The organism is Streptomyces sp. NPDC006463, assembly GCF_042870715.1.
Lineage (GTDB): Bacteria > Actinomycetota > Actinomycetes > Streptomycetales > Streptomycetaceae > Streptomyces.
Window position 1 is genome coordinate 83,081 of sequence record NZ_JBIAHP010000024.1, and the last position, 25,350, is coordinate 108,430.

The window sequence follows — 25,350 nt, forward strand, 5'->3', positions numbered from 1 at the left end:
CCGCACGGTCCCGGCACGGGTTCTTCTACGGTCAGGGAGACGCGACCAGCGCGACAGCCCGGCCGCGGAGCAGCTTCTTGTCCGGCTTGCCCGCGTCGGTCAGGGGCAGCGCGTCGACGAAGGCGATGCTCGCGGGCTCGTACATGTGGCCCTTCCTGTCCCGCACCATGGCGCGCAGCTCCTTTTCGCCGACGTCGCCGCCCGGCGTGCGGACGACGACCGCGTGGACCCGCTCCATGAGGTTGGCGTCGGGGACTCCGAGCACTGCGCTCTGCAGTACCTGCGGATGGGAGTTCAGCACGTCCTCCAGTTCCACCGTGTACACGTGGCCTCCCACCACCACGATCATGTCCTTCAGCCGGTCCACGATCGTGACGTAGCCGTCCGAGTCGACGAACCCGATGTCACCGGTGTGCAGCCAGCCGTCCCGCAGTACCTCCGCGGTGAGCTCGGGCTGCTTCCAGTAGCCCTTCATCACGTGCGGGGAACGTACGCATATCTCGCCGTGCTCGCCGGCGGGCAGGTGTCGTCCGTCGGTGTCACGGACGACGACCTCGACGCCTTCCATGATCTTCCCGGCGGTTCGCAGCAGCTCCGGGCGCCGCGGATCGTGGTCCTGGGGGGAGAGCATGCTGATCCCGCCCGCTTCGTTCTGGCCGTAGAACTGGTTCAGCACGGGGCCGAAGCGACGGACCGCCGCCGCGAGGCGGGTCGGGGAGGAGGCGCAGCCCCCGTACGTGAGCATGCGCAGGCTGGAGGTGTCGGTGCGGTCGACGTCGGGGTGGTCCATCAACTGATAGAGGAGCGGCGGCAGCAGGAACATGTGGGAGATGCGCTCGCGCTCGATGGCGGCGAGTACGGCGCCGGCTTCGAACTCGTCCAGCAGGACTACGGTGCCGCCGCGGCGCAGCGTGGTGTCGGCCATGAGGCCCGCCGCATGCGCGAGGGTGGTGCACACCAGGGCCCTGACCTGCCCCTCCTCGGACCAGTCCGGTCCGATCGACACGCACTGCTCGAAGGTCGTGCAGATGGCCTTGGGATGACCGGTGGTCCCACCGGTGTGACGGATGGTGCAGATGTCCTGCGGACGCGCCGCGCCCGTTAAGACCTCCGTGGACTCCTCGGCGGCGAGCTCCACCAGGTCCGGGCCCATGACGCTGCCTCCGCCGAGCACCAGCACCTGTTCCAGCGGCACCCGCTGGGCCAGGTCGGCGGCGCGCTCACGGTATGCGGGGTCGACTATCAGCGCCCGCGTCTCGACGTCCCGGAGGATGTCGGCGTGCACGTCGGCCGAAAGGCCGGCGTAGAGGTGGTTCACGGCGCAGCCGAGCAGCCCGGCAGCGTAGCGGGCCGCGATCGTCTCGGGAAGGTTGCCGGCGAGGAGGGTGACCGTCTGACCGCGCCGCACCCCCTGGGACCGCAGCGCGCGGGCCATGCCGTAGACGAGGCCGCGTAATTCACCCGCGCTCACGCGCCGGCCCCGGTGTACCAGGGCCTCGCGGCCCGGTTCCTTTTCCAGGGCGTCGAGAATCTCCTCCACGTGGCTGCGGAAGTGTTCGGTGGTGTCGTCCATAACGATCCCCATTGGTTGACTTGAGCAACTAGCGGGAGGTTAAGGGTCGGTGATCCACAAGCCCAAGCCGGACGCCGACATCCAGCCAATACCCGCACCCTCCCCCACGCCCCCGTCCGCGCCCTCCTCCGCGTCCGCGAAACCCGACCGAAACCGCTCGACCACCCGCACCTCCCAATCACCACCAACGGCCCAGCGCCCGGCGCAGTCGGTCGGTCGGCGCACGGACGGCCCGAACTTCCCGGCCGCGGGGGCGGCACTGATGGAGCTCGTTGAAGAAGGCCACCCCCTGCTCGGGGGCGACCTCGCACCTGCCCAGTGGATCTCCCCACCCGTCCGGCACCTGAGCTGCGGACGGGCGCCACAAGGGAGGGGCCTGTGGACGTCGGGGAACACTCGGCGTGCCCGCCGAGGCGGACCAACAGGCCGTCCCGGGCGAGGTAGCCCACGGCCGAGGCGGTCACCCGCGGCCCGCCCATACGCGTCGAGCCGACGACGCGCCCCTTACCACCCCTCAGACCATCCCGACCGGTGTCGCTCACGGCGTCCCTGCCTTGGCTGTTCTCTGTGAAGTGGCGTTTTTCCGGTGAACGCCTGACTGCTGATCGGGTGACCGTCACCCCCAACCCGTATCCGGCGGGCGCGGACCGGGCTACAACCGTGGCCGTGACGATCACCATGACGCGCTCGGCCGCCGCTGTGGCTCTGGCCGTGAACCCCGTGCCCCTGCCCACCACCACCGCCCACGCGAGCGCGGCGGTACCCGAGGGGCTTCCCATCCGCGTCGCCGCCTCCACCCTCCCCGTTGCCGACGAATCCCGTACCGGCTACCAGCGCGACGCCTTCAAGCACTGGACCGCCGGGGGCAACCCCACCTACGGCTGGAACACCCGCTCCGAAGTCCTGATCAGTGAAGCCGTCGAAGCACTCAATATCGGCCCCCGCTGCACACTGACCGGCGGCAGCCGGTTTTCCTACGACGACGAGCAGACCGTCACCCCCACGGAAGCCTGGGGTTCGGGGCCGGCACCTGGACGCCCGCTCGGTGTGAGGCGTACGCCAACGACCACGGACAAACCAGCTCCCACCTCGCGGCCACCGCCCGCTCCAACCACTCCAAGGCCGACCAGGATCCGGCGGAGCGGGCGCCGCCGTCCTCGTCCGCGCTCTGCCGGTACGCCTCGGAGTGGACCGCCTCTACGACCTCGCCGCCGGCTACGGCAACGACACAGGAACACTGCCTGATCCCGTTCACAGTGCGGCATCCGCCCGCACGAACCGTTCTGTTCTGAGGAGAGAAAATGTTGCGAATCCCCAAGGCTCTGGCCCCGGCCGCCTTGACTTGTGCACTTGCGGCCGGACTTGTCATCGCCACCGGCGCACCGGCCAGCGCCGACCGGTGCCCATCCAGCAGGTCACCGAAGATCGACGGCGCCCAGGCGCACTGGACTCTCGCGTGCGACACGGGCGACGTGAAGATCTACGGGTGGGTCGACGACACCCGCAGGGACGGCAAGTGCGCCGTTGTCCGCATCCGTCCGGCTGCGGGTGAGGCCCGGGAATTCCAGGCGTGCGGGTCCGGTACTCGCGAGACATTCAGCGTCACCTACGACGACCAGAACGTGGCCGAAGTGACGCTACGCCTGCGCTGACCTCCGTCAGCCCATGCACCCGAGCGCGCCTCTCACGCGCCCGGGTGCCCCAACACCTCACCGCGCCCGGCCCCTTCAAAAGCGCAGCCTGTCCAGCCATGCCAGTGAGCCTTTTCAGGCGGGCCGCCGATCGGGAGGTTGCCGGCGAGGTGGGGACCCGGGGTTGCAACGGCCGCCGTCGCCGCGCCCCGCGAACGCGTCCAGCGCGTCGGCCGTCGCGGCGCCTTCCGAGCAAGCAGACCACGCGGGAGACCCGGCGGTGCTGAGCACCGGCCTGCGGCGGGGCACTTGCCGCACACCATCTCACCCGGTGGGTCCACCAGCTCGGGCCCGCTCTGATGGCCGTCGCCAGCCGAGGCGCTGGCCGCCTACGAGTCCGGGACGTACGCCCTGCCCCTCGCCTCCGGACAAGATTGGGGCACCAGACCCGCGGGTTCCCGCTGAAGGGCCATCAGGGGTGTGACCGAGATACGCAGCAAAGGGACAACGAGAGGCAATTCACCCAAATAGCTCTCCCGGCTGGCCAAAGGCAAGTCGATAAAGCGGGAGAGAAATTCAGCCGCTCGGCTGGATTACCGCTTCGGCTTTCCGGAGGTACGAACCATGGAAACTTTCGCGACCATTGATGACATCGTTCGCGGCGGACAGGTCACCCTCGCGGCGGATGATGGGAGTGTCCTGGCAACGGTGCGGGAAACGGTCATGAGCGGCAGGACCGCGACGTTCTACCTGTCCCGCGCCCAAGCCGACGCAATCAAGGTGTGGTACTGGACACCCACACGCATCAGAGAAGCAGGGATGGAGCCCGTGTCAGCCGAAGAAAGGGCTCGGATCGAGTCCGAATTGGGGCTCAAGTGCACACCGCCCGCCTACTCGAACACGCTTACGTGCGAGTGTGGAGGCACGTACGGAGCGTTCGAGTTCCTTCAACAGGGAATCCGCGAACACGGAAAGGAGTTGGTGGAGGCGATCTTCGCACTGAAAGACACTTCCGTCATTCGCGTAAATTCCAACAATAGCGCCATTTGCGCCAAGTGCAATCAAAGGATGCTGCGATCCCACTACTACGACTACCGTAATTACGGATGCTGTTCCGTCGCTGTGTAAATTCCCGCAGCGTAAAGCCTGGTTTCCCGGTTGACTCGGGACGGCTTTGCCTCTCGGATCTCCTCGCGGTGGGGGTGCAGGGCTGATGCGTTCTGAGTTGGCGAGATGACTTGACCAGCTGCGTACGCGAGGTACGTCGAGGAAAAGCTCGGACTGCTGTAACTGGGCACCGCGGAGTTCGCCGCCCATCACGGGGCGGCGACCCGCCAACCGACATGTTCTCGGTGTCCCCCGGCACCGGCACACGGGCGCCGGGCGACTCGCTGGGCCGACGGCTGGGGTACCTCACCAGGGCTGCGGCTGTGCGTTCTGTACGGGTTGCAGCGGCGCAGGGTGTGGCTGCAGAACTGCCACCGCACTGTGACCGGGGAGGCGGCCGGGGTGCCGGGGGCGGAGGTGAAGCGGCGGGAGAGCGAAGACCTCCCGCCCGGCAGACTGCGGCTGGCCTCCCCGTACGACACGGACGCGCGCCACGGCCTCAAGTAGGGCTCCTGATGGGGGTGTGACCGAGATACGCGCCACGGGGCAACGGGATGATCTTGCTCTCTTCATGAGGCGGTCCTGGTGGCCTCCCCCGCGGCGCTGGGGCCGCTTTCGTACGTGCGGGACTCAGGCCGGTCCCGTCGGTCGCGTCGTCCTCGGCGAGGATGCGGCAGACGGCGGCAGACGGCGGCAGACGGCGGCAATCGGGGGGTGTTCGCCTTTGTTCCTGCCCGAGGCGATGACGAGCTTGCGGGCGGTCTGCGGCATGGGCACGCGTCCTGTCCGCAGGGTGCGGGCGTAGGCGGCCTGTCGTCGACGACCCTGGGGCGTCCGCCGTGCCTGCCGCGTTCGCGGGCGGACACCTGACCTGTGGGACATCGGACACCTCCCACCCACTGGACGCACGTCCCGTCTAGGGTGCAGGCATGATCTCGCACAGCTACCTCTCCGAACTGTTCTCGCTGGACGGCCGGGTGGCCGTGGTGACGGGCGGCAGTTCCGGCATCGGCCGAGCCATCGCCGGGGCTCTCGCGCGAGCGGGGGCGAACGTGGTGATCGTGGCGCGCCAGGAGTCGGAACTGGCCTCCGCTGTCGACGAACTGGCGGCGGACGGCTGCCGGGCGGCCTGGGTGAGCGCCGACCTGAGCACCCGCGACGGGGTGCGCGCGGCCGCGGAGCAGGCAGCCGAAGTGTTCGGCGAGCCCGACATTCTCGTCAACAGCGCCGGGATCAACCTGCGGCCGCCGATGGGTGAGCTGGGCGAAGACGTGTGGGACGCCACGATGGCGGTGAACCTGGAGGCGCCCTACCTGTTGGGCCAGCGGTTCGGGCCCGGCATGGCCGAACGGGGCTTCGGGCGGATCATCCACATCACCTCCCAGCAGGCGCACCGGGCGTTCGTCCAAAGCGGCGCCTACGGGGTCTCCAAGGGGGCACTGGAGTCACTGGCCCGCTCTCAGGCTGAGGCGTGGTCGCCACACGGCGTCACCTGTAACACGCTGGTGCCCGGCTTCGTCATGACCCCGCTCAATGCGCGGTTGTCGTCCGACCCGGAGAAGGTGGCGGCGCTGGCCGCCCGCACGATGGTCGGGCGCAACGGGCTGGCCGACGACTTCGCCGGAGCGGCGGTGTTCCTGGCAAGCCAGGCATCCGGCTACGTCACCGGGCAGGCGATCTTCGTCGACGGCGGGTTGTCCGTTCACTGAGCCCCACCACCGTATGAAAACCGAACCAGCTCGGGCGCCACGCCCTTTACATGGTCGAGTCCGTCCAAGCCCGCTGGCGGGCCGTGCTCACACCCCGCCTCGTCGCCTCCGTCCGCGCTGGCGCCATCTATGGACCGACACCGCACACGCCGCACTACGAGCCACCGCCGCGCGGAGCCGCACAGCACCCGAAATGAGTCAGCCCGGCCTCTGCCACGGCCTGGGCGGCCTCCTCGTCGCACTTGAGGCCTTCCGGGAGGAACGCGCCAGCGACGTGCTCGACGAAGCCATTGAGACCACCGTCCAGAACATCATCCGCAGGCACCGGCCGGCCGATCCCTTCGGATTCACCGTCCCACAGGAAGGCTCCGGACTCCGCTTGGACCACCCCGGCTTCCTGGACGGCGTGACCGGGATGCTGCTGGCCTTGTGGAGATACGCCACCAACGAGCCGCCGCGCTCCGGCTGGGAGGCGGCCCTCCTGTTGTCCTAGCGTCCAGCGCCGTTTCGGGAACACACCGTCGATCCGGGCCCGGACTTGACGGCCTGCCTGCCTGCTCCAACCGATCAACACCCAAACACAACCTGAGGTAGATCTGATGACGAACAAGCTCGCCCGTCCCCTGGCTCTCACGGGCGCGGTCGCGGCCCTCTCCTTCGGCGCCATGCTGCTCGGCACCGGCGCCGCGAACGCATCCGCGTCCTACACGAAGTACATAGACACCTACCCGACGTACTCCACGTGCATTGACGTCGGCCAGAACTACATGCGCGAAGGCTTCCGCAACTACGACTGCCTCGCCACGACCGGCGGATGGCAGCTCTGGCTTCGCTACTGACGCCGAACGTGGGTGGCGCGAGGCCGCCGGTCCGCCGGGCCCGGGCTCGCCGTGGCCGAGCGTCCGGTGAACCGAGCGGCCTGCTGCGGTCGGAGGACTCGATCAGGAGCTGGGGCGCAGCGAGCGCAGCCGGTCTGCGACGTCGAAGACGTTCAGGCGCAGGGCGCGGATGTCGGTGATGAGGTCGCGCCAGGGTTCGAACGCGTCGTCCACGTCCTTGCCGGAGGCCCGGATGTAGGCGACGGCGACGCCATAGCCGAAGTACTCGTTCCTGGCCGGCAGTGGGCGCAGGAGCACGATCTGCTCCAGGAGCGCGGCGGCCCGCCAGTACGCGTCGGGTTCCTCGGTGGCCAACGCCGGAGTGTTCACGCGGTGGCGGGCGACCGCGGCGACCAGTCCCGAGTAGTCCAGGACTCCCAGGTCTTTGCCGAGCAGTTCCTCCTGGCGGTCAAGGAGCCACCGGATGTCGATGTGCAGGTCCAAGGTCAGGCCGCCCGGCGCGTGCTCGCGGAGGCCGGGAGTACGCCGAACTCCCGGCCGAGGGCGAGCTGGTTCTCTTCCTCGATCGCCAGCTCCGCCAGGTAGGCGCGCACGCTCTTGCCCTGGGCGGCGGCGACCGCGGCGAAACGGTGCCTGCTCTGCGAGTCGATCTTCACGGTTGTGTCTGCCATGGCTCCGAGTACGCACCTTTGCATACCTATGCGAATACCCCTTCATACTCTGCACCAACTCGGGAGGTGTTGCGAGTCAGCGGTCGGCTCCGTGTCCGGCGGAATGCGATGTGCGCGGCGCGACCCCGTGAGGGGACCTGCGCAACTGGCCACCGGCAAGCTGGCATCCAGCTGGCAACCGCGCCGCGAATGACAGATAGCCACCCACGGCACCACACGCCGACTCGGCAGGCAGCCGCGCGGGCGACGCGCACTCGGCACCGCAGCCACCCCGATATCCCCTGATCCGCCGTCTCGCCACGTGGTCGCGTCCAGCCGGGTCGCGTCAGGCGTGGCCGAGTAGTTCCTCGCGCCGGGCCAGCGCCCACGCGCGCTCCTCCTCGATGTCCGGAATAAAGTCCTGCCGCAGGAACGCCGCCCAGGGGTCCGCGCCGAGCGGGCCCAGGCGCGCGATCCGTTCGGTCTCGTCGCGCTGCAACCGCGCCAGCGCGTCCAGCACGTCGGCCGGGACCGCACCGTAGGCGTCGCACAGCAGCCGCAGCCGTCGCGCCAACGGCGCGCCATCTGCGCCGTAACCGACCTTGCGCTGACGGCGGGGAAGCCGCAACGGCACGCAGTACCAGGCAAGTTGTGCGAGGTCGTCCAACGCCTCGCCGGGGATGGCCAGGTCCCAATCGATGACGCCCACCAAGCGGTCGTCCGCCCAGACCGAGTTCCAGCTCGTGAGGTCGCCGTGGCGCATGATCAGCCCGGGACGCCAGCGGGCGTCCGGGTCGCACCAGACGGCCTGCGACGAGGGCCGGAAGTCCCGTACCGCCTCGTGGTAGTCGCGCAGCCACCGCCCGAGCGCGGTGACGCCCTCGTCCGCGAGCAGCGCCCGCGGCCACGGGTACAGCCCGACCTCGCCGCGCAGCAGCGAAACCACCTCGTGGCCGTCCACGGGACCGTCGCCCAGCGCGCGCGGCACGCCGGCGAATCCCACCTGCTCCAAGTGGCGCAGCAGTTCCCGCACCGCGGGGGTCCACACGCGCCAGGGCCTGAGGATGCTCTCGCCCTCACGGCGCACCGTCGACAGGCCGCCGCGCATCGATTCACCGTCCTGGATCACGGCGGAATCCTAGTGAACGCGGCAGATTGCCGGGCCCGGCCGCCCTCCCCCTGGCGCCACTCAGCAGCCTCGTGGTCGGCGATGAGCGCAACCGGTCCGGCTCACGGCTCGGACCGTAGGAACCGCCGAGTCGAGTCGAGTTGCCGCAGGTCCCCCCTCACCGACGTTGACGAACCCGGCGATCTCCAGTGAGCGGGAGCGGCCCGGCGCTATCTCGTCCAGCTCCTCGGGCTCAAGCACGTACTCGTCGCCGGTGTCGTAGCCCTCGCCGATGTCGTCCAGCTCGACCTCATCGCCGGTCCGCGCTTTCACTCGCCGGTTGCGGATCCGGTCCGAGGTGCCCTGCCGGGCCCGGCAGGTCAGGCCGCGGGGCCGAGGTCTCCTTCGAGGAGTGTTTGTACGATCTGGGACCGGTCTCAGAGTCGTGGCGACGCTCGTGTGTACCCGCGCCGCACGGCCAGCGGCGCAGCGACTGTTCCATCCGCACCGTGAGGAGACGTACCGTGCCGTTCATGAGCCGCCGCTCCCGTGCCTCAGCCCTGGGCTTCCTGGCTGCCGCACTGTTCGCTTTCACTGGTCTGTGCTTCTACCAGGGCAAGACGCCAGGCCTCCTCCCGGAAAGCAGTTGGGGAGCCTGGAGACACGATGAGATCGCCGGCTGGTCGACGCACGTTAGGGTCAACACCTGGTCGCAGGCCGCCGAAGCCCAAATCAACTGGGGCAAAGCGGAAGCGATCGAACTCAACGCATACGGCAAGACGGCCCGCGGTACCACCACCACGGACCGCACCGTCTTCACCCTCACTCCCGACGGAAAGCTCACCGCAAAGCGGTCTTGAAGAACCAGACCCGGAAACCGACGGCTGGTCCTCGGCGGTGACCTCGCCGTCTGGGACACCGTAGCCGGGTGACTGTCCTTCGAAACGCTCCAGCGCCGCGCCGCTGCCCGCGGCCGCACGGCACTGGCCCGCGAGAATTCCGGCCTTCTTCATCGTCTACTGGTGACGACCCTCGGCCCTGCTGTCCTCCGGCTAAGGAGCGGGCGTGAACTCGACATCGGTACCCTTGGCGCCCGCCGCGATGTCCAGAAGCCGCTCCCGCTCGGCCTTACGGCGGGGAAGCCGGAGCCTCGGCGGCCCGACCCGAAAAGGCGGCGCGGTCTCGGCCCGTCACAACACGCGGTCGCCCCACGCGATCAAGGTGGAGGGAGTTGTCGGCGTGCGTGGCGAAGCAAAGCTCAAGACCGGTCAGGAATCGAGAAGCCCCGGCCGCCGCGCAGCCCCTAGCGTGATGGTCATGGCAACCACCGCTTCCATCGCAGCCAACACGTCCATCGCGTCCGTCACCCTCGAGGTGGCCGACCCCGGGGCCGCCCGCCGCTTCTACAGCGCCTTCGGCGTGGAGACGTACGTACGCCTGCGGGCGTCCACGGCGCACTCGACCGGATTCCGTGGCTTCACCCTGGCGCTCACGGTGTCCGGGCCGGCCACTGTCGACAGCTTCGTCGGCGCCGCCGTGGACGCCGGCGCCACGGTTCTGAAGCCCGCCGTGAAGTCACTGTGGGGCTACGGCGGCGTCGTCCAGGCCCCGGACGGGACGATCTGGAAGATCGCGACCTCGGCGAAGAAGGACACCGGCCCCGCAACCCGCGAGATCGACGAGGTCGTCCTGCTGCTCGGCGTCGAGGACGTGAAGGCCACCAAGGAGTTCTATGTCGGCCGGGGCCTTGCCGTGGCCAAGAGCTTCGGCGGCAAGTACACCGAGTTCGCCAGCGGTCAGTCCAGCCCCGTCAAGCTGGCACTGTACAAGCGCCGCGCTCTGGCCAAGGACCTCGGCGTCCCCGTCGACGGCACCGGCTCGCACCGCATCGTCCTCGGCAGCACCGCCGACACCTTCACCGACCCGGACGGGTTCGCCTGGGAGGCTGCCGCGTCGGCCGCCGCCCTCACGCAGTCCTGACTCCGGGCCCCACGGGCGGCTCGGTCCCAACCGGGACAGCGCCGCCTCATCCCCCCTCGCCAGGCACCGCCTGATCCGGAAGGCTGTCCACACCAGTCGGTGACGTCGGGCAGCTTGGGGTGGCTCTCCTTCTGGTTCCGTATGAACGGCGGGCAGTCAGCCGGCTCACGGCTCATACAGGGGCAAGAAGTGGATGACCGCTTCCTCATACGGGTGGGCGTCGCGAACCGCCTGCTGGACTGCACGGGCCTGTTCCTCATCGCAGAAGGATTCGATCCTGCATTCCTCGCCGGACTGTACGACGCCCACCTCGCCGTCAAATGGCTGCGAGCCAGGCAGCGGCTGCCAGGTGCCGGTCACCCGCCAAACACTGGAGCACCGGGCATACTCGCCGACCCGTCCCGCTCCAGCCGCGTGGAGGGCATCGATCACCACCTCCACATGACTCTCGGGAACGGAAATCTCAACCTTCAGACGCGTCATGCCCGGACCCTAACAGCCCACCGCGGACAGCCCCTTCGGAAGTGCTGCAGCGCAGGCCGACGTCCGGCGCTCCCTGCTTTTCGGGTCAGCCGAGCCTTTACGAGTTCGGTGAGGGCGGCGACGAACGGCTGCTCGGTCGGGGCGACGGGAAACTCGACGGCGGTCTTCCCGCCTCCATGTTGATCACGACGATCGCGATAGGCCAGGCCAGCGAGCATCCGCGCCGACAGCCACACCATCAATGGCTTCTGCCAGGACCTCTTAGAGGCTGCGGGCAGTGATGTTGCCGTAGGCGGTGGTGGCGTGGATGTTGAGGTCGGGGGTGGCGCCGTCGGTGTTCTTGAGGGTGTTGTGGATCCGGCCGTAGCTGGTGCCGGCGTCCAGGGAGGCGGAGACTCCGCGGGCGGCGCCGACCGAGATCTCGCCGTGTTCGGTGCGCAGGGTGAGGGTGCCGCGCTGGGCCTCGGCGATCTGGAGGTCGCCCTTTTGGGTGCTGATCTCCGAGGGGCCGCCCAGTCGGCCGACGGATATGTCGCCGGCCTGGAGGGTGAGGCGGGCACTCGCGGTCTCGTCGAGCTTGACCGTGCCGTGCGCGCTCTCGAAGGTGACGTCGCCGAGCCGCCCGACGCCCTGGAGTTCGGCACTGGCCGCCTTCGCCTCGACGTGCGATCCGGCGGGCAGCTCGACGGTCACCTCGATAGTTCCGCAAGCACCCAGGATCCGGTTGCTCGCCGCCGGGACCTCGATCCGCAGGACGCCGTCGCGGTATGCGACCTCGGTTTGCTCCGCCGCCTTCACATCGCGACCGTTCGAGGCGTCCGCCGGCAGGACCTCGACCGTGGTGTCGGTTCGGTCGCCAGCGATGAAGCGGATGAGACCTGCGGGGACGTCGAGGAGGGTGGTCACCGGGGCGGGAGTGTCGAACTTCTGCATGATGAGTTCCTTCGGTTCGTTGTTTCAAGCGAGCGAAAAGCTACGTAGCCTTCACAAATTCAGCAACTTTGCCATTGCTGCGAAGTTGACATTTGTTCAGGTCAGGCAATATTGCGAGAGTTCGTTGCAATGACTTGGCGGTGAACGGTCTCTTGAGGACACCACGGACCCGACGGAGACCGCGAGGCAACTCACCGAGCAGGAACACCCGCAGATGGCGCTCGGAGTGGCCGGCGGCCTCGTCTACGCGCTCGTCCGGAACGGCGTCCTCGCGGTGGTCGGCCAACCGGGTGGCGCTCTCGGCGAGTTCCTGGACGGCGCGTTCGGCTGTCGGTGAAGAACGGAGCTCCTTCAAGGCGGCCACCGCTGCGACACGTGCATCGCTCTCTCACCCTCCTTGCGCAGGTTCTGAACGGGTGCGTGCACGCACGTGCTGCTACGGATGCTCTTGATCGCGTCTGGCAGCACAAACGGAAGGTTCTTCGTGCGTGATTGCATGCCCTGATGCTCGCCGCCCGCCATGGCCATGATCAACATGGACTTACGCACCGCTCGATAACCGGGGGGTTATCGATGCCGGACTTCCTCGTACTGGCCGAGGAGCTGCACTTCGGCCGCACGGCCGTGCGCCTGCACGTCTCCCAGGCCCGCGTCAGCCAGGCCGTCAGGAAGCAACAGCGACGCATCGGCGCTGTCTCCACAGATGACCGCGCCCGAGCCCCCTATGTCCCGGCACCCTCAAGGCAGCAACCCTCGCCGCGAGTGACCGGAGACCATTTCGGGAAGCGCCCAACGGAAAACCCTCGTAGACGTCCTCTTCCCTCGTCCCTTCCGTACAGCGTGGGCAGCTCCGGTTGCTGGGCCCGCAGAGGGTCCGACCCCGGGGGGACAGGGGACCCTGGATGGCGCATGTCGTCGTGCGACGATGCCCATGCCATCGTGCGCGCTAGCCGGGAGCGCCGCATGCTGTCCGGGACCACGTTACGCACCGAGGATGTTCCTCCGCCGGAGCGCTTCGACTACTGGCAAAGCCATGTGTCGGAGATGGCGGCGGCACCGGTCGAAGTCCACAGCGACGACATGGCCGACTTCCGGGCGATGCTTCGCGTCGTACCCCTCGGTGACGTGCAGCTCTGGACCATGGAGCACCCACCGATGACCCTACGGCGCACCGCGCGGCTGGTCCGGATGCACGATCCCGCGCTGTACCACCTGTCGGTTCCGCTCGGCGACGGTCCGCCGCCCAGGTCCGACGGCACGACCGACCAGGCTCCGCGGGGCACATCTCCTCGTGACCGTCAGTGGGGTGGCGGAGGCCGTGGTGGGTGTGCTGGTGCTGGTTCCGTGCAGCAGGCCCGCCGGGGGCTTGGCCGCCGCGGTCCTGATCACCTGTTACCTGGTGTCCCACGCGGATGCGCTGCGACGCGCGCGGCCGGAGCGGCCCCGGCTGCTGGAGCGGCCGGTCGGCGCGGCGGCTCGCCTGGTCGTGAACGTTCTGTACATCGTCTGGGCGATTGCCGTGGCCAGATCCGCGGCCTGACACCGATGCCTGGCAACCGATCGTCCGTGGGCGCCGGTTACGCCGGTCTACTTGCGGCCAAACGCCCCGCCCGCCGGCTGCGCCGAATCGGTGGGGCACGGCCCGGCCGCCGCTGAGCGCCCACGGGTCGTGGGCGAAGAACCGCAGGCCGTAGCGGGAGACTTGGCATGGACTGGTGAGCGCACTCCGGGCAGGGCACGAACACGCGCGGGCACACGCCGTGGAGGGCCTCCCACGCCCACCCGCACCCGAGGTCGGACTGTATGGCGTCGAGCCGACCGCGCTCGTCGTGCCGTGCGGTGAATGCCGCCGTCATCCCCCTCTGGTCTGCATGGTCACGTCACTGACCCTGTCACCGTTCTTGCCAGGCACAAGCACCCGACCGCGGGCGGCTCGGCACCGCAGGGCTTCGGCCTGTCGAAGTCGGAGCTGAGCACGCCCCCCATGGCGTCCCCAACTCGGAGGCAGGCGCGGGTGGTTGACGGCACCGCAGCCGGAAGTTGACAACGTTTCAGTTGCGGTGGCCGGCAATCTGACCAGAAGCCTTCCGGCGCGATGCGACATGTGAAATTTTACATGTCACACATCGACGGCTCGTGTCCCCGGCACGCGGCCACAACGGCCCCGGAGGCCCCCACAGATGCATCCCTTCCGCATATCGAAGGCCAGCGCGCGCAGACTTCCTGCGCTCGGCGCAGCCGTCTTCATTGCGCTCGGCCTGTTCGCGCCACAGAGCCAGGCCGCCTCCGTCCGCGCCACGGTCCCGGCCGGTGCGAACGCACGCGGAACTGCGGCCTCGGCGCCGCGGTCGATCCCGGTCCCCAAGTCGCCCGATGCGATGAGCAACAGCTCGCGCTTCCGGATCTCCTCGCAGGACAGTGCCCTGGAGTCCGCCCCTGCCCCCGCCCCCACCGTCAAGGCCGGCAAGCAGTCCTCGGCCGCCGCCGGGGACGAGTGCGGCGACCTCTCCGGCGTGATCAACGCCACGGGCAGCGCGTTGGTCCAGCAGCTCAAGGCCCTCCCCCGGATCAACTGCACTTACCCCCTCTTCAGCCTCACCGGGGAGAACGCGCGGAAGGCCTTCGGTGAAGCCCAGATGGTGACCGTCGCCAACGCGCTGCGCGACTCCTCCGCCACCTACTCGGGCAACAACAGCGCCGCCGTCGGGCAGCTGGTGCTGTTCCTGCGCGCCGGCTACTACGTGCAGGACAACCACGCGGACGTCGTCGGCGACTACGGCACGACGCTGGACAACGCAGCGCTCGGCGCGCTGGACGCCTTCTTCGCCTCCTCGCGCAGCAAGGACGTCACCGACGCCAACGGCGAGATCTTCAACGAGGTCGTCACGCTGATCGACAGCACCCACGCGGCCGGCCGGTACGCCGGCGTCGTCAAGTGGATGCTCGGCAGCTACGACGCCACGTGGCCCGGCCAGATGAACCTCGCCGTGCAGCACGTCGAGTGGGTGGTCGAGAACGGCTTCAAGGCCAAGAACGACGCCCGCGGCTGGCGGGCCGCCCTCAAGGCCGACCCCGCCATCCTCAACACCTGGGCCGGCTTCATCACGCGCAACAGCGCGCAGCTGAACCGCTTGGACGTCGTCAGCAACGTCGGCCGCTACCTCGGCTTCGCCCTCGACGTCCCCGAGCTCAAGGACCGGGTCCGGCCGCTGCTGAAGGACCTGATCAACCGCTACCCGAACGTCGGCCCCACCGCGCCGATCACCATGAACCTCGGCTGGTACACGCGCCAGTACGACAGGAACAACTGCGCGGCCTACGCCATCTGCGACCTGGGCGAGCGCGTGCTCCCGGCGATCCTGCCGATCCAGCACACCTGCACCCCGGACCTGAAGATCCGCGCCCAGGACATGTCCCCCGGCCAGTTGGCCGGCACCTGCACCAGCCTGGTCAACCAGGACGCCTACTTCCACCGGATCATCGGCGACAAGGGCGCGATCCCCGGTGACGTGAACACCAACCTCGAGGTCGTCGTCTTCGACGACTACACCCAGTACTCGCTGTACGCGTGGGCCATCTACAACATCGACGTCGACAACGGCGGCATGTACGAGGAGGGCAACCCGGCCGCCGCCGGCAACCAGGCCCGCTTCATCGCCCACGAGGCCCACTGGCTGCGCCCGGACTTCCAGATCTGGAACCTCAACCACGAGTACACCCACTACCTCGACGGGCGCTACAACATGGCCGGCGACTTCGAGGCCGGCATCACCACGCCGACCATCTGGTGGGTCGAGGGCATCGCCGAGAACATCTCGTTCGGCTACCGGGGCGAGCGCAACGCCGACGCGATCGCCGAGGCCCGCAAGAACACGTACAAGCTCAGCGACCTGTTCGACACCGTCTACGACCAGGACACGGACCCCGCGGTCAACTCGAACCGGGTCTACCGTTGGGGCTTCCTCGCGGTCCGCTACATGCTCCAGGCGCACCCCGCCGACGTCGAGACCGTGCTCGGCAAGTACCGCGCCGGTGACTGGAACGGTGCCCGCACCTTCCTGAAGCAGACCATCGGCACCAGTTACGATGCAGGCTTCGCCACCTGGCTGACGACCGCCTGCGCGACCAACGACTGCGGCCCGCTGCCGGAGGCCTCGTCCACCCCGCTGTGCACCGTCAGCGACCCCCGTCAGTTCGACAAGAACTGCCGCCGGGACAATCTCGCCGCCTCCACCGGCAACTACAGCTACCACTTCGTGTACCTGCCGGCCGGAGTCAAGCAACTGACCATCACCAGTAGCGGCGGCACCGGCAACGCCGACCTGTACTACGGCGGCAGCACCTGGGCCACCACCAGCAGCTACCAGGCGAAGTCCACCAACGCCGGCAACGGCGAGACCCTGACGATCGACAACCCGCCGTCCGGCTGGGTCTACTTCAGCCTCGCCGCCGCGCAGGACTTCAGCGGTGTAAGCGTCTCCACGCAGTCCAAGTGAGCCGGTCCGCCGGGGCCTGAACGTGACGGCGGTCCTTGCCTCCGATCGCGGATGGCAAGGACCGCCGTTCGTGTTCAGGCGACCGGGTGGACGCAGACGGCCCGCCGCGCCGGCCGCCCGGACCCGGGGCGCGGCCGCCAGGGGCGCATCGAGGGGGCGGTTCCTCGGTGCTGGAGCCCGGGCCGCCGTGTGGGGGAACACGGCGGCCCGGGCGGCTGGGTGGGTCAGGCAGGCTGTTCGGCGTCGGGAATCCAGTGGCCGTGGATGCCGGCGGGCACCCTGCGCGGGAGTTCGACGGCGGCCACGGTGCTCAGGTCGCCCGCGTCCAGGACGAGCAGCTCCGAGGCGTCGGCCCTGAGGTCGCTGACGATGGTGAGCAGGTAGCCGTCGTCCTCTGCGGTCCCGCCCTCGGCGGGCACGAAGACGGCCTCGCCGGGCATCCGGCCCTCGCCGTGGGCGAGGAGTTCCTGCCGGCCGGTGCGGGTGTCGAACTTGGCGGTGTGGAAGCCGGACAGGCCCGCGCCGGGGAACGCGATGGCGTAGCTGTAGCGGTAGTTCGAGCCGGTGTAGGCGTCGTTGATCGAAGGGAACTCGGTGACCAGGTCGCCCAGGGACTCGGTGGTGACCTTGCCCGTGGCCGGGTCCATGATCCACCGGCAGAGCGTCGAGCCGGCGGCGGGGCTGGTGCCGTAGCCGGGTGAGCCGACCCACCACTTCCACGAGCTCTCCCAGGCGGAACGGTCGAAGGACGGTGCTTCGAGGACGATCCGGCCCCGCGCGTCTGTGTAGGCGTTGGTCACGTGCAGCAGCACCGCCTGGTCGGGCACCTCGAACCAGGTGGTCCTGCCCCCGGCGCGCGGCATCACGCCGATGCGCAGCGGGACGTCGTCGTGCCAGCGGTAGGGGATGCCGGACTGCTCGGCGTGATCGAAGACCACCGGCGAGTCGATGAAGACGACGTGCTGGCGGGTGATGGCGAAGTCGTGCATGAGCGACGGGCCGGCGCCGTCGACGGTCTGCGACCTGACGATGTCACCAGAGGCGTCGGCCACGTAGTAGGTCAGGTGCGGCGGGAAGGGGCTGTAGCTGAAGAAGTGCAGCTCGCCGGTCTCCGGGTCCTCTTTGGGGTGGGCCGTCATCGCGCTGGTGAGCTTGCCGCCGAAGTCGTGGACGCCGATGGTGTCGAGGTCGGCGCTGACCTCCCAGGGCAGGTTGGCCTCCTGCAGGGCCAGATAGCGGCCCCCGTGGAAGATGATGTTGGTCGCGGCGGCGCTGACGTCGAGCTCGGTTCCGGTGAACGGCACGCCGTCCAGGAAGGGGGTGCGCACCCAGCGGTTGCGGTACCACTCGGCCCGGCCGTCCTTGAGGCGAATGCCGTGGATCATGCCCTCGCCGCGGAACCAGTGGCTGGGGGTGATGCCCGGCTTGGGGTTGTGGCCGTTGCGGAAGTAGCGGCCGTTCAGCTCGGGCGGGAGGGTGCCGCGCACCTTCAGTTCGTGGCCGGTGATCTCGTCGGTGACGGGGGTGTAGTGGCCGGTGACGTACGGCTTGTCCAAGGTCATGATCAGGCCTTTCGTATGGAGAGAGCGGAGATGAGCAGGGTCAGGGCGGCGCAGGCCAGGAAGGCCGTGCCGGTGGAGGGGAGCAGGGTCAGGAAGGACAGGCCAATGGCTCCGCCGATCTGCCGGGCGGCGTTGACCAGCCCGCCGGCCAGGCCGTTGTCGGCGGCCGGGACGCCCGTGGAGGACAGCGCGGTGAGGCGGACGAAGGCCACCCCCAGCCCGGTGCCGATGAGGAGCATCGGCCCGAGCAGGTCCACGGGGAGGGTGCCGTCGGCCGGAGTCCTGGACAGCCAGGCCAGTCCGGCCGCGAGGACCAGCAGGCCAACGGGGAGCACGTGGCGGCCTGGGACCTTGCCGGTGACCCACGACGAGAGGGTGACCATGAGGGCGAGGGGAAGCTGGGTCAGCCCGGCTTCCAGGGGCGAGTAGCCGAGGGCGTGCTGCTGGTAGAGGGGCAGGAAGTAGAAGAGTCCGAGCCAGACCGCGCCCAGCAGGGCCATCAGCACGTTGGGCACCGCCACCACGCTCATGCGGGCCGGTAGCAGAGGGTCGGCGGCACGGTTTTGGAGCACCACGAACAGGCCGAGCAGCGCCAGACCGAGCACGGCCAGCGGCCAGGGCCCTGACAGGCCGTAGGTCAGCGCGACCAGACCCGCCGTCACCGTCACCGTGCCGGGCACGTCCAGGCTTCCGCCGCGTGGCTGGTCGGCGTCGACCAGCAGCCAGGTGGCCACCAGTACGGCCAGGGCGAAGGGCACCATCACGACGAACACCGCGCGCCAGCCGAACAGGCTGGTGAGCAGCCCGCTCAGCAGCACGCCCGCCGCCCCGCCGGCCCCGGAGACCGCGCCCCACACACCGAGTGCGGTGCCACGCTGCTCCTTGCCGGAATAGAGCGTCAGCACCAGGGCGAGTGCCGTGGGTGCCAGCAGCGCGGCCCCGATTCCCGTCACCGCCCTGCAGGCGATCAGCACGATCGCCGTGGGCGCCAGTGCCGCGCCCAGGGAGGAGAGGGCGAACAGGCCGATGCCGAGCAGGAACACGCGACGAAGGCCGTATACGTCGCCGGCCCGCCCGCCCGGCAGCAACAGGGCGCCGAAGGCCAGTACATAGGCGTTGACCGTCCACGCCTGGCCCGTGTCCGACAGCTCCAGCCCGGCCCGGATCTGGGGCAGGGCGACGTTCACGATCGACGTGCTCAGCACGACCAGGAACTGGGCCGTGGCCAGAACCACCAGCGGTATCAAGCCGATCGTCGTCTGTTGCGGTGCGGTGCGGGTCATGTCTCGACACTCGCAGCGGGAGCCTCGCGCTCGCGTCGGTAGTCATCGCCTATACGACTGCCTGCGGGAGGCCTTTAGGTGACGCCGGTCGGCCTCGGATTCCCCTGCGGCCCATGACCGCATAGGTTTTCGAACATGCCCGAGACACACACGGATGCGCTGGTCGGCCGTCAGGACGAGATACGACGGCTCGATGCCCTGCTTCGAGCGGCACGGGAGAGCCGGGGCGGCGCCCTGGTCCTGCGCGGTGAGGCGGGCATCGGCAAGAGCGTGCTGCTGCGGCACTTGGACGAGGCCGCGACCGGATTCCTCGTCATGCGGGCGTCCGGTGCGGAATTCGAGACGGAGCTGCCGTTCGCCGCGCTGCACCAGTTGCTCACGCCTGTCACCGACCGGCTGCCTGCGTTGCCCGCGCCGCATCGCAAGGCGCTGGGGATCGCTTTCGGCCTCGACACCGGCACACCCGATCCGTTCCTGGTCGGTGTCGCGTCGCTGGGACTCCTGGTGGAGACCGTGCGGGAACGCCCGCTGCTGTGCGTCGTCGACGACGCACAGTGGCTGGACCGGGCGTCGGCCAAGGCGCTGGCCTTCCTGGCCCGCCGTGTCTCGGCCGAGTCGATCGCCCTCGTGTTCGCGGTGCGCGAGCCGAGCCGCCTGCCCGAGCTGGACGAGCTGCCCAGCCGTCCGCTTCAGGGACTCGGCGAAAAGGATGCCCGCGCGTTGCTGGCCGCGGCGATCCGCGCCCCGTTGGACGAGCGGGTACGGGACCGCATCCTGGCCGAGGCGCGCGGCAATCCCCTCGCGCTGGTGGAACTTCCCAGGACCGCCGGGCTTGCCGGGATGGCGGGCGGATTCGCCCAGCCCGACTCGGTACCCGCAGTGATCGAGCAGAGCTTCCGTTCCCGGCTGGAACTCCTGCCGCCGGCTGCCCGGCTGCTGGTGACCGTCGCCGCCGCCGACCCGATCGGCGACCCCGGCCTGCTGTGGCGCGCGGCCGAACTCCTGGGCATCGACGCGGCCGCCGCCGCGGAGTCCGCGCCGCTGGTCGAGTTCGGTACCCGGATCCGCTTCAGCCACCCCCTCGCCCGCTCGGCCGCCTACCGCGCCGCGGCGCCGGAGGAGCGGCGCAGGTCGCACGAGGCGCTGGCCGCCGTGACCGACCCGGTCGCCGACCCCGACCGGCGGGCGTGGCATCGCGCCCAGGCCAGCGCCGGTCCGGACGAGCAGGTCGCCGCCGAGCTCGAAGCCTCCGCCACGCGCGCCCGCGAACGAGGCGGTGTCGCGGCGGCGGCGGCGTTCCTCGAACGCTCGGCCGCGCTCACGATCAGTCCGGTCCAGCGCGCCGAGCGGGTCCTCGCCGCGGTCGAGGCCAAGCTCTCGGTGGGCGACTTCGACACGGCGGCCGAACTGCTCACCACCGTGGCGACCGACGTTCCGGGCCTGGACGCCAGGGCCGACCTGCTCCGCGGCAGGCTGTCGTTCGTCCGTCGCCGCGGAGACGAGGGCCCCACGGAGTACCTCCTGCGTGCCGCCGCCCGGCTGGCAACCACCGACCCCGCCTGGTCACGGGAGTGCTATCTGGACGCCATCGAGATGGGCGTCCTGCTCGGCGGCCTCGACCACGTGGTGGAGGCCGTCAGGAAGGCCCCGCCGTCGGGCGAGCCGGTGGCCGGTGCGGCGGCGGTCCTGACGGGCCTCACCAGCCTGGTCTGTGACGGGCATCGGGCGGCCGGGGAGATCCTGAGGCCGGTCGTCGGCGACCCCGGCCACGAGGTGTGGGCCAGGCGGCCGTCACTGGGCTTCATGGTGGCCGCCGAGCTGTGGAACCGCGACGCCATGTACGGCATCGCCACCCGTGCCGTCGCGGCCGGCCGGGAGTCGGGCTCCTTCCACGCCCTGCCCATCGGACTGGCCATGCAGGCCGCCGTGACCGCGCACGCCGGCGACTTCGGTGCCGCGATGGAGCTGATCTCCGAGGAGGAGGCGATCGCCGACGCCACCGGCGCGGCACCGCTGGTCTACCCGCGCCTCCACCTGGCCGCGTTGCGCGGGCGGCGCAAGGAAGCCGCCGAACTGTTCGCGTCGGTGGACCACCGGATGACCCTCAGCGTGCAGTGGGCGACGGCCGTGCTCGGCAACGGCCTGGCCGACTACCCGGCCGCGCTGAAGGCGGCTAAGCAAGCGGTCGAGTACGGCGCCGTCGGCACTTCGAGCCTCGCCCTGCCCGAGCTGGTCGAGGCGGCGGTGCGGTGCGGTGAGAGCGAGGTCGCCGCCGCGGCCCTCGCGTCCCTCCGGGAGCGCACGCAGGCGGGCCGGCACGCGTGGGGCCTCGGCGTCGAGGCCTATGCGCGGGCTCTGGTGACCGAGGACGAGTCCGCCTACCAGGAGGCGATCGGCCTGCTCGACGACGGCGCTCTGGTCGTCTACCGCGCCCGCGCACAGCTGCTGTACGGGGAGTGGCTGCGCCGCCAGGGCCGACGGCGTGACGCCCGCTCCGTGCTGCGGCCGGCGCACGAGTCGCTGTCCGAACTCGGTCTGGAGGCGTTCGCCGAGCGAGCCGCAGGCGAACTCCGCGCCACGGGCGAGCAGGCCCGCAGCCGCACGTCGAAGGCGTCGGACCAGCTGACGATGCAGGAGGTGCACATCGCACGCCTGGTCGCTGACGGCGCCACTTCCAAGGAGGTGGCGGCGAAGCTGTTCCTCAGTCCGCGGACGGTCGACGCGCACCTGCGCAACATCTTCCGCAAGCTCGGGCTCACCTCACGCAGGCAACTGCGAGACCTGCCCGACTTCCGTTAGTCGCAGGGTGGTGGCCGCGGCCTCGGGCCCGTTCATCGACTCCACCGGGCCGGGCCAGCTCAAACCGTACTTGGCCCGGTAGGCACCGGAGACGCGCTGGACGAGTTCGAGGTCGTCCACCGGCCGGAGGGTGACGGACGTCCGGACCCCGGCCACCTCCACCTCTGTGTCCGCATCCCGCAGTACCCGGCGGTACCAGGCACTGCGCCGGCCGAAAGCGGAGCGGACATACGCCTGCCCGTTGAGACCGTTGAGGCCGCCCAGCACCACCACCCAGACCGTCCTGGCCGACCACCGGCCGTCCGCGTGCCGTACCCACAAAACGATCTCCGCACGATCCGTGTAAGCGTTCACGGACCAACCTTCACCGTGGCGGCACTACGTACGCGTCGGTGGTCTTCACCTAGATAGGCGGGCTTCACCGACGCGACAGCGGTGCGCCCGCGACGAAGCTGAGCGTCATGACGAACATCGACATGAAGCCCGAAACCGCAATCGACACCGACACCGACACCGACACCGAGAATGCGCAGGCGCCGCATCACAAGGGCTCGAAGAAGGACAAGGGCAGGAAGAGCAAGGCCCGGCGCCGCGTCGCCAAAGCACTGGCGTACTTCTCCCTGGTCTTCAGCGGGCTCCTGGTCCTGGCCGAGCCGTGGCTGTTGATCCCGGTCATCGCCATGCTCCTGGCGGTCTCCCTCTGGGACTGATCGTCCGCGAGACCGGAGCCGCCGGCTCGACCGCCGCCACGAGCGCGTCACGCCGTCAACGACAGCGGGTCGTCAGCGGGCGCTGCCGATGTTGCGGTCGGCGTCGGTGCCGCTGAGCATGAGGGTGGTTTCCTCAATACGGTCGAAGCGGCCGTCGGGGGCGAGGTCGGCGAAGACGTAGACCTCCATGGTGACGGTGCTGCCGTCCTTCTTGGTGATGTGGCAGGTGTGGCGGTCGGCGTACTTGGTGCCGTCGTAGAGCTCGTCGTGGACCTCGACCTTGCCGCCGGCGACGACGGTGCGCAGGTGGCTGATGTGGTCGAGGAACTCGGCGCGGTCGGCCCACTCGCCGTCGGTGCGCTGGCGGTACGCGGGGGTGAAGTGACGGTCGGCGGCCTCCTGCAGGGAGATGTCGCGGTTGAAGAGCAGGTCGTTGAGGGCGGCTGCGATACCGGTGCGGTTCATCGGGGTTCCTTGAGGGTGTGAGGCGGTCCGGACGGACCGGGAGTGGTGGCTGGTCGTGGTGTGCCGGCGGTGGCCGGCCGTTCAGACTGCGGCGGCGAGGGTGGTGTCGAGCCAGTCGTAGATGCGGGCGAGGGCGAGGCGCATGGCGCCGGGGTGGCAGTGCGCGCCGGCGCCCTCTTCGGCGGTGAACACCATCAGGGTCTTGGGGCAGGTGAGGTGCTCGTAGAGCTGCTCGGGCTGGCCCTTGAAGAACTCGTCCTCGGCTGCGTCGCACACGAGGGTGGGGCACTGGATCCGTTCGGCGATGCCGCCGTCGAGGGTGTAGTCGAGGTAGGAGGCGCTGAAGTCCCGGGGGGTGTGCACGCCCATGACGTACATGCCGTGGTTGATGGCCCACCGGGCGGTGGCGTCCTGGGCCATGATCTCTTCGAAGTTCGCGTCGAGTTCGGGGGCGGAGTCCGAGCGCAGGAGCCGTTCGGCCTGGCCCCGGTCGCCGGGGATGTTGCGGGTGGATATCTGGCCGAGGTCGTAGACGCCGTCGACGGCGATCAGGGCGGCGAGGCGGTGCTCGAAGGCGGCGGCTCTGGGGGCGAGTACGCCGCCCATGCTGCTCCCGAGGAGTGCGATGCGGCTGTTGTCGACCTCGGGCAGGGTTTCGGCGAAGTCGACGACGGGGGTGATGACGTTCTCCCAGTCGGGGCGGAAGACCAGGCCCTGGTGGTGACGGGGGCCGGGCTGTCCCGGGCCGTCGAAGGTCAGGACGGTGTAGCCGCGTTCGACGGCGGCCAGTGCGCCGCTGAAGTGGAGTTCCTCGGCGGTGCCGTCGAAGCCGCTGTGCATGATCAGGGTCGGGCGGGGTGTGCCGGAGTCGTCGGCCCGGTAGAGGTAGCCGGGCAGGGTGGTGCCCTCGTAGGGGATGCGGACCGGCTCGATGACGGGGGTGAACAGGGCCGCCGCCGCTCGGAAGCAGGCCACGCTGCGGTCGTAGGCGTGGTCGTGGCGGGGGTCGCACGGGTGGCCGTGCAGGAAGAACTCGGCCGACCGGTAGTAGTTCGAGGCGCGCAGGAACCCGTCCCGGGCGCTGATCGTGTGGCCGGCGTCCAGGGCCTTCTGGGCCTCGGCGGAGACGCGGTCGGCGGTGGCGAGCCACTCGTGGTGCCAGCTGTCGTAGTCGCCTTCCTTGATGCGCTCGCTGGTGGCCACGACCTCGCCGAAGTCCGCTCCGCCGTAGGCGATGTGGCTCATCGAGCGCAGGGTCTCGTACCAGAACTGAGGGTTGTCGGGGAACAGCAGCTGCTTCATCACACTCTCCTTAAGCACAGATCTGTGCGTACGGCATGACTGTAGACCCTCCATGCGCTGCAAAGCAAATAAATGTGCTTACGATGTGGGCGTGACTTCGAAAGATCCGACCCCGCGCATCCGCAAGAGCCCCGAACAGGTCCGCTCCGCCGTCCACCAGGCGGTCCTCGACCTGCTGTCCGACCCCGAGGGCAGCGACCTCACCATCCCCGCGATCGCCCAGCGTGCCGGGGTGAACCACACCAGCGTCTACCGGCGGTGGGGCAGCCGTGAGGCGCTCCTGGCCGACGTCGTCGTCACCCGGCTCGAACGGGACTGGCCGCTGGCGGACACCGGCACCCTGCGCGGCGACCTGACGGCGTGGGCCGAAGCGGGAGTCGCCTCCATCCGCAAGCCCGAAGGCCGGCTCCTCGTGCGAGCCGTTGCCCTGTCCATGCCGGGCAGCGCCAAGGCGCTGGGGGAACGTACGCAGCACTTCGCGCGCCGCATCCACGCCATCGAGCGCATCCGCGACCGGGCCGCTGCCCGCGGCGAGAACCCACCGCCCCTCGACCAGATCCTCGACCAGCTCATCGCACCGCTCTACCTACGGGCGATCTTCGGCATCGACCCGCCGGCCTCCGGCTACCCCGAACTCCTCGTGAACCGCCTGCTCGGCGGCACGGGACCGTCGCCGGGCGCCGACATCTCGTGATCATGTCACCGCTCTGCGACAGCGGT

At 69.6% G+C, this 25,350-nt stretch carries 26 protein-coding genes and 1 pseudogene; 15 read left to right on the plus strand and 12 right to left on the minus strand.

Going from position 1 to position 25,350, the window contains the following annotated elements:
- Positions 1-31: 31 nt before the first annotated feature.
- Positions 32-1,573: an AMP-binding protein gene (locus ACFYOB_RS33155; RefSeq protein WP_388566387.1), complete on the minus strand. Its 1,542-nt coding sequence runs from the start codon at positions 1,571-1,573 to the stop codon at positions 32-34.
- Positions 1,574-2,874: 1,301 nt separating this feature from the next.
- Here ACFYOB_RS33155 and ACFYOB_RS33160 point away from each other — a divergent pair.
- From ACFYOB_RS33160 to ACFYOB_RS33185, 6 genes are all read left to right on the plus strand, one after another.
- Positions 2,875-3,225: a hypothetical protein gene (locus tag ACFYOB_RS33160; RefSeq protein ID WP_388566390.1), complete on the plus strand. Its 351-nt coding sequence runs from the start codon at positions 2,875-2,877 to the stop codon at positions 3,223-3,225.
- 603 nt (positions 3,226-3,828) lie between these two features.
- The gene (locus tag ACFYOB_RS33165; protein WP_388566393.1) at positions 3,829-4,332 is read left to right on the plus strand and encodes a hypothetical protein; all 504 of its coding nucleotides are present in this window, start codon (positions 3,829-3,831) and stop codon (positions 4,330-4,332) included.
- A 360-nt stretch (positions 4,333-4,692) separates the two neighbouring features.
- On the plus strand, positions 4,693-4,818 hold the full coding sequence (locus ACFYOB_RS33170) for a hypothetical protein (RefSeq protein WP_388566396.1): 126 nt from the start codon (positions 4,693-4,695) through the stop codon (positions 4,816-4,818).
- Positions 4,819-5,240: 422 nt separating this feature from the next.
- The gene (locus ACFYOB_RS33175; protein ID WP_388566398.1) at positions 5,241-6,020 is read left to right on the plus strand and encodes an SDR family NAD(P)-dependent oxidoreductase; all 780 of its coding nucleotides are present in this window, start codon (positions 5,241-5,243) and stop codon (positions 6,018-6,020) included.
- Between the two features lie 13 nt (positions 6,021-6,033).
- Positions 6,034-6,513 carry a lanthionine synthetase LanC family protein gene (locus ACFYOB_RS33180; protein ID WP_388566401.1) on the plus strand — a complete coding sequence of 160 codons (480 nt, stop codon included), beginning with the start codon at positions 6,034-6,036 and terminating at the stop codon, positions 6,511-6,513.
- A 106-nt stretch (positions 6,514-6,619) separates the two neighbouring features.
- Positions 6,620-6,859: a hypothetical protein gene (locus ACFYOB_RS33185; protein WP_388566405.1), complete on the plus strand. Its 240-nt coding sequence runs from the start codon at positions 6,620-6,622 to the stop codon at positions 6,857-6,859.
- Positions 6,860-6,961: 102 nt separating this feature from the next.
- On the opposite strand, the gene ACFYOB_RS33190 is transcribed toward ACFYOB_RS33185, so the two are convergent.
- The 4 genes from ACFYOB_RS33190 to ACFYOB_RS33205 form a co-directional block, all read right to left on the minus strand.
- Positions 6,962-7,342, minus strand: coding sequence for a toxin Doc (locus tag ACFYOB_RS33190; protein WP_388566407.1), 381 nt, complete (start codon positions 7,340-7,342; stop codon positions 6,962-6,964).
- Between the two features lie 2 nt (positions 7,343-7,344).
- Entirely contained in the window at positions 7,345-7,530 is a 186-nt protein-coding gene (locus tag ACFYOB_RS33195) for an antitoxin MazE7 (RefSeq protein WP_388566410.1), read from the minus strand.
- Between the two features lie 325 nt (positions 7,531-7,855).
- On the minus strand, positions 7,856-8,638 hold the full coding sequence (locus ACFYOB_RS33200; protein WP_388566416.1) for a phosphotransferase: 783 nt from the start codon (positions 8,636-8,638) through the stop codon (positions 7,856-7,858).
- A 60-nt stretch (positions 8,639-8,698) separates the two neighbouring features.
- A complete protein-coding gene (locus ACFYOB_RS33205; RefSeq protein ID WP_388566552.1) occupies positions 8,699-9,058 on the minus strand; it encodes a Ku protein in 360 nt (119 codons plus the stop codon).
- Positions 9,059-9,141: 83 nt separating this feature from the next.
- Here ACFYOB_RS33205 and ACFYOB_RS33210 point away from each other — a divergent pair, with 83 nt between their 5' ends.
- Both ACFYOB_RS33210 and ACFYOB_RS33215 read left to right on the plus strand, forming a co-directional pair.
- Positions 9,142-9,477, plus strand: a complete 336-nt coding sequence (locus ACFYOB_RS33210) for a hypothetical protein (RefSeq protein ID WP_388566418.1) — start codon at positions 9,142-9,144, stop codon at positions 9,475-9,477.
- Between the two features lie 451 nt (positions 9,478-9,928).
- Positions 9,929-10,597 carry a glyoxalase gene (locus ACFYOB_RS33215; protein WP_388566421.1) on the plus strand — a complete coding sequence of 223 codons (669 nt, stop codon included), beginning with the start codon at positions 9,929-9,931 and terminating at the stop codon, positions 10,595-10,597.
- Between the two features lie 165 nt (positions 10,598-10,762).
- Here ACFYOB_RS33215 and ACFYOB_RS33220 read toward each other — a convergent pair whose 3' ends face one another.
- A complete protein-coding gene (locus tag ACFYOB_RS33220) occupies positions 10,763-11,080 on the minus strand; it encodes a hypothetical protein (protein ID WP_388566424.1) in 318 nt (105 codons plus the stop codon).
- Between the two features lie 261 nt (positions 11,081-11,341).
- The gene (locus tag ACFYOB_RS33225) at positions 11,342-12,013 is read right to left on the minus strand and encodes a DUF4097 family beta strand repeat-containing protein (protein WP_388566427.1); all 672 of its coding nucleotides are present in this window, start codon (positions 12,011-12,013) and stop codon (positions 11,342-11,344) included.
- Between the two features lie 214 nt (positions 12,014-12,227).
- On the opposite strand from ACFYOB_RS33225, the gene ACFYOB_RS33230 reads away from it, so the two are divergent.
- The 4 genes and pseudogenes from ACFYOB_RS33230 (at position 12,228) to ACFYOB_RS33245 (ending at position 16,509) form a co-directional block, all read left to right on the plus strand.
- Entirely contained in the window at positions 12,228-12,350 is a 123-nt protein-coding gene (locus ACFYOB_RS33230; protein ID WP_388566430.1) for a hypothetical protein, read from the plus strand.
- A 236-nt stretch (positions 12,351-12,586) separates the two neighbouring features.
- A pseudogene (locus ACFYOB_RS33235) lies at positions 12,587-12,706 on the plus strand (LysR family transcriptional regulator); the annotation flags it as partial.
- 598 nt (positions 12,707-13,304) lie between these two features.
- On the plus strand, positions 13,305-13,553 hold the full coding sequence (locus ACFYOB_RS33240) for a hypothetical protein (protein ID WP_388566557.1): 249 nt from the start codon (positions 13,305-13,307) through the stop codon (positions 13,551-13,553).
- 838 nt (positions 13,554-14,391) lie between these two features.
- Positions 14,392-16,509 (plus strand): collagenase, encoded by a 2,118-nt coding sequence (locus tag ACFYOB_RS33245; protein ID WP_388566433.1) that lies wholly within the window; start codon positions 14,392-14,394, stop codon positions 16,507-16,509.
- 224 nt (positions 16,510-16,733) lie between these two features.
- Here the strand turns inward: ACFYOB_RS33245 and ACFYOB_RS33250 are convergent, their stop codons facing one another.
- Both ACFYOB_RS33250 and ACFYOB_RS33255 read right to left on the minus strand, forming a co-directional pair.
- Entirely contained in the window at positions 16,734-18,071 is a 1,338-nt protein-coding gene (locus ACFYOB_RS33250) for a carotenoid oxygenase family protein (RefSeq protein ID WP_388566436.1), read from the minus strand.
- Between the two features lie 2 nt (positions 18,072-18,073).
- The gene (locus ACFYOB_RS33255) at positions 18,074-19,354 is read right to left on the minus strand and encodes an MFS transporter (protein WP_388566439.1); all 1,281 of its coding nucleotides are present in this window, start codon (positions 19,352-19,354) and stop codon (positions 18,074-18,076) included.
- 135 nt (positions 19,355-19,489) lie between these two features.
- Between ACFYOB_RS33255 and ACFYOB_RS33260 the strand changes: the two genes are divergently transcribed.
- The gene (locus ACFYOB_RS33260) at positions 19,490-22,153 is read left to right on the plus strand and encodes an ATP-binding protein (RefSeq protein WP_388566442.1); all 2,664 of its coding nucleotides are present in this window, start codon (positions 19,490-19,492) and stop codon (positions 22,151-22,153) included.
- Here the strand turns inward: ACFYOB_RS33260 and ACFYOB_RS33265 are convergent.
- Positions 22,115-22,507 (minus strand): DUF2255 family protein, encoded by a 393-nt coding sequence (locus ACFYOB_RS33265; RefSeq protein ID WP_388566444.1) that lies wholly within the window; start codon positions 22,505-22,507, stop codon positions 22,115-22,117. The two genes, ACFYOB_RS33260 and ACFYOB_RS33265, sit on opposite strands and share 39 nt — an antisense overlap.
- A gap of 107 nt (positions 22,508-22,614) precedes the next feature.
- Between ACFYOB_RS33265 and ACFYOB_RS33270 the strand changes: the two genes are divergently transcribed.
- Positions 22,615-22,863, plus strand: a complete 249-nt coding sequence (locus tag ACFYOB_RS33270) for a hypothetical protein (protein ID WP_388566447.1) — start codon at positions 22,615-22,617, stop codon at positions 22,861-22,863.
- Between the two features lie 72 nt (positions 22,864-22,935).
- Here ACFYOB_RS33270 and ACFYOB_RS33275 read toward each other — a convergent pair whose 3' ends face one another.
- Together ACFYOB_RS33275 and ACFYOB_RS33280 are read right to left on the minus strand one after the other, a co-directional pair.
- Entirely contained in the window at positions 22,936-23,328 is a 393-nt protein-coding gene (locus ACFYOB_RS33275) for a nuclear transport factor 2 family protein (RefSeq protein ID WP_388566450.1), read from the minus strand.
- An 81-nt stretch (positions 23,329-23,409) separates the two neighbouring features.
- Positions 23,410-24,630, minus strand: coding sequence for an alpha/beta fold hydrolase (locus tag ACFYOB_RS33280; protein WP_388566453.1), 1,221 nt, complete (start codon positions 24,628-24,630; stop codon positions 23,410-23,412).
- Positions 24,631-24,721: 91 nt separating this feature from the next.
- On the opposite strand from ACFYOB_RS33280, the gene ACFYOB_RS33285 reads away from it, so the two are divergent.
- A complete protein-coding gene (locus ACFYOB_RS33285; RefSeq protein WP_388566455.1) occupies positions 24,722-25,324 on the plus strand; it encodes a TetR/AcrR family transcriptional regulator in 603 nt (200 codons plus the stop codon).
- Positions 25,325-25,350 lie beyond the last annotated feature (26 nt).